The following is a 3,575-nucleotide window of genomic DNA, read 5'->3' on the forward strand; positions in this document are numbered from 1 at the left end:
ACCACAATCAGCCAGCCCGGTCTGGCCTTAATCCCCACCAGGGCATTCACCAGCACCTTTGTCGAGCCGGGTTTCAGATGAGCACTGCCCACGTCGAACAGAGAGAGGCTGTTGAGGCGGATGATGTTGGGTGCGGGCTTGGGAGCGGGTGTAGAGAAGGGAAGCGGCGGAACATAGCTTCTTATTGCATTCAGCAGAGGCAGGCGCAGGCGGCCGCCCTGATACAGGCCCAGCCCAAGACGCAGCGGCTCACCATTACGTGCCCAGTTATCCAGTTGCGACGCATGCGCCCGCAATACTGCGACAGCCCGTGCTTTAGGCTTGTCATCCTGCATGGCTATGGCGTAGTAATGCCGGATATCAAATGCGGTCCGCTGTAATAGTTGCCGGTTATGCCAGCCGCTGCTGCATAGGGCGGCTATAGCCGCCAGTGTTAACAATATGAACGCGTAGCTGCCCGCCCGCTGAGGCGCAGTGAGTGCATGGCCTCTCGGCAGCAACGGCAATACAAAATCCGGCAATGGGAGGGCCGAATGTTCATCTGCTGGCATCCAACCTGCTACCTGAACAAGGCCGGTCTGTTGCTGCAGCCAGTGCGCCCAGCAGGTATGTTTTGCAGTATCGGCCATCGACCGGCCCTGATGGAACAACACCGCACAAGGCAGTATTGTTGGAATATCAGGAGATTCCGCGGTGAAAACAGAAGAAACATGCTGGCTGAACCAGCTTGCCAGGCTGTTCAGCATCACCTGTTGCTGCAAGCGCGCGCCGCTTTCATCCTGAGCAGTCCAGACAGGAACGCTGCAGGGGGCATAATCTTCTTGCCAGACACGTACCAGCCCTCCGGGAAGGACAGCCTGCCATACAGGCTCAGTAATGGTTTGACCGGCGATACGACTGCTCAGCAACAAAGGAACCGTCTGCCGGGTTTCGCGCCGCAGCCGGTTTATCTGCCAGCGCAATTCATATAAACGGGGTGCCAGCGCCGTAGTATGCTCATATTGTTGAGGGTTAACGCAGACCATAACTGCCAGCTGGCCGGCCCAGGACGGGCGCAGACACAGTAACTCGCGCACAATATGACGCAGCTCAACGCCCTCATCCACCCGCAGCCAGCAACCCTGCGAGGTCTGATATGTCGTACTGTTCCCCGGCCAATCGGCCTTTTCTCCACATACCAAAACGACCGGTAAGCGGTAAGACGCCTCCGGCAACCCGGAAAAGCGCAGTGAGCCTGCATCCACAGGTTGTCGGCCGACACGGATAAGACCGATGATGACTATCACGATAACGATACCCACACCGGCCCCACGGGCAGCAGGCGGGAGCGGTAAAAACAGCAGGCATAGCATGACGGCCAGCAACCCTGCCCATAACCATAATCCCCGTTGCAGCGCGGGCTTCATCGCATTCCTCCCGGCAACAGCGTGATGATCAGGTTGTCGAGCCAGTGATTAAGCCCCCACCATAGCGCTGCCAGGCTAATTACCGACAGGCCAATACGTACCGGCCAGTGACGCAGCCACGCTCCCATTCCCATCCCTGCCGAAGCCGGGGTCAGTACCGGATGATTCAGGGAGAAGCTGTAAGCCGGCACCCTTTCGGCCAGCTCCCGAACCAATCGCTCTCTTTCCGGTACATGCGTTCCGGTAAAACCGCCCAGAAAACCGAGCATCAGTACCCGGTGAAAACAGGTCAGCACAGCGATATCGGGTGCGGTTTCACGCAACACCTGACGTATACGTTCATACAAATGGTCACCGGCATTCAGGTTGCCGAAAAACTGCCCCTGAAGCGGCCTGTTGTACCACTGGATACACGCATCATCGTGTACACCGCGGCTTTTTGCCGCTTCATCAAGGAGTGCGCATTGCGCGTACAAAATATGCTGACGGCTCTCTGCGCTGTAATTCGCCGCCGTCAGTTGCTGCTGAATTTGTTCAATATTATCTACACAATGCTGCCAAAGCCGTTGTCCATCCCCCTCCTTAAATTCCGGCCCGTGACGCAAGCTGATCACCACAAGCCACGTTTCCTGCAACAGGGCATCAATGTCACACGTTTGGTTGTCACTCATGTTCTCAGCACCGCAAAGAGTTCAAGCTCAGGCTCACCCAGTGTTCCGGGGACATAAAACACGCAGCTTCCTGCCGCTTGCATGCCCTGCGCTGCGGGATGGGTCATATCCAGTGCGAAATACTGGTTTTCCAGCCGCAACGGAATAGCCGCCGGTACATGGCTCAACGCACGCAGCGGGATGCCCTGCCGGGAAGCATTAATGACCTCTCCTACTTCATCGGGACTGCCTACCTTGCATTGTTGCGGGAACTGTTCCAGCAGTTGCGCCACCGGCAGCGACGACCGAACTGAAAGATAAAAGTCCACCTGCTCACGCAGTCTCGGGTCGTGCAGGCGTGCCTGCCATTGACGCAGCCGTTTTTCATGAGTCAGTTCCACTGCCACCACGCGTGAAGGCAGGCTGGCTTCGAGCAGCTCACCGAGCAGCTCAAACAAAGGTGGAAAAACGTCCGTCAGCTGTTCATGCCGGTAGAAAGGGATGGCTGTCACGGTATGCGCCAGCGAAAACGTCAGCAGGCTGCCCGCCAGGCGGGCCAGCTCCTGATACAAGCACTCAGGATGCACCTGCCCATGACGCTGAAAATTACCCAGCACCGGCTCCGCACCGTTAAGTGCATTCAGCAGCCAGAACAGCGACACATCAGCCACAGCAAAATCGGCCATGCGTTCATTGCTTTCACGACGCATGGCCATCAAACGTGCCAGCCGGGTCCGCAACTGGGTCATCAGCAGTTCGAGCTGATTGATAAGCCACGGACTGGCTTTCAGGCTTAACAATGGAGGAATAAAGGTGGTGTCCTGCGCCCACCCTCCTTGCTCATCCCGGTGCAACCGCGCCACCGGGCAGACCAGATAATTGCTGTTATCCTGTGAATCCAGGCGCAGTGTCAGTTCGTGCTGCAGTGTGGCAATCTGGCGCGTATCGTCACCAAAACAATTACGTACCTCATGCCACCGCTGGCGATAACGCACCGGACGCTCAGCCACTTCCTCTGGTTTCAGGCAGTTGCCACCATTTGGGTACAGTTGCGGCAGCGCCAGCATCACCGTAATGTCGCGGTGATTTATCTCAGGGAGTGTCAGGGTCGGCGGTAACGCATCAGCATTTTCACTGTCCGTCAGGGTGCCGTCAGGAAAACGCACCACCAGACGGCCGGCTTTAAGCCGGCCTTGTTTCAACGCATTACGGTCAAACTCAGCCTCCAGCACGCCCCAGGGATGCATCACGCCCATCAGCGCGATGCACTCGGTATGCCAGGCCGTAAAGGCGGCCTGCTGCTGGAAATGCTGTGGCGATACCATGACGCCCTGCATCCATAACGGTCGCTCTATCTTCATTGATCCTCCGGGCTTCAGGCTTTCGCCTTCGGCATCTGCGAGACCAGCGACAGGTTCACATCCAGCCCTTCAACCTGGAAGTGCGGCACGGCGTAGAGTTTCACGCGGAAGAAGCCGGGGTTGTCCTCGATATCCTCGACCGTGACTTTCGCGTCGCG

The 3,575-nt window shown here is 57.4% G+C and carries 4 protein-coding genes; all 4 read right to left on the reverse strand.

The window, feature by feature from the left end:
• On the reverse strand, positions 1 to 1,406 hold a 1,406-nt coding region (locus CYR52_RS22035; RefSeq protein WP_101829441.1), incomplete at its 3' end, for a hypothetical protein.
• Positions 1,403 to 2,077, reverse strand: coding sequence for a type VI secretion system protein TssL, short form (tssL, locus tag CYR52_RS22040; protein ID WP_101829442.1), 675 nt, complete (start codon positions 2,075 to 2,077; stop codon positions 1,403 to 1,405). The genes CYR52_RS22035 and tssL, both read right to left, overlap by 4 nt.
• Positions 2,074 to 3,417, reverse strand: coding sequence for a type VI secretion system baseplate subunit TssK (gene tssK, locus CYR52_RS22045; protein WP_072933852.1), 1,344 nt, complete (start codon positions 3,415 to 3,417; stop codon positions 2,074 to 2,076). Before tssK ends, tssL begins: the two co-directional genes overlap by 4 nt.
• A 14-nt stretch (positions 3,418 to 3,431) precedes the next feature.
• A partial coding sequence (locus CYR52_RS22530) for a type VI secretion system contractile sheath large subunit (protein WP_146001363.1) occupies positions 3,432 to 3,575 on the reverse strand: 144 nt, incomplete at its 5' end.

Source organism: Chimaeribacter arupi (assembly GCF_002858805.1).
In the GTDB taxonomy this organism is placed as follows: Bacteria; Pseudomonadota; Gammaproteobacteria; order Enterobacterales; family Enterobacteriaceae; genus Chimaeribacter; species Chimaeribacter arupi.

Bases quoted from the DNA above. Each gene is read 5' to 3' on its own strand.
- tssK (WP_072933852.1), bottom strand. From the start codon at position 3,417: ATGAAGATAGAGCGACCGTTATGGATGCAGGGCGTCATGGTATCGCCA.
- tssL (WP_101829442.1), bottom strand. From the start codon at position 2,077: ATGAGTGACAACCAAACGTGTGACATTGATGCCCTGTTGCAGGAAACG.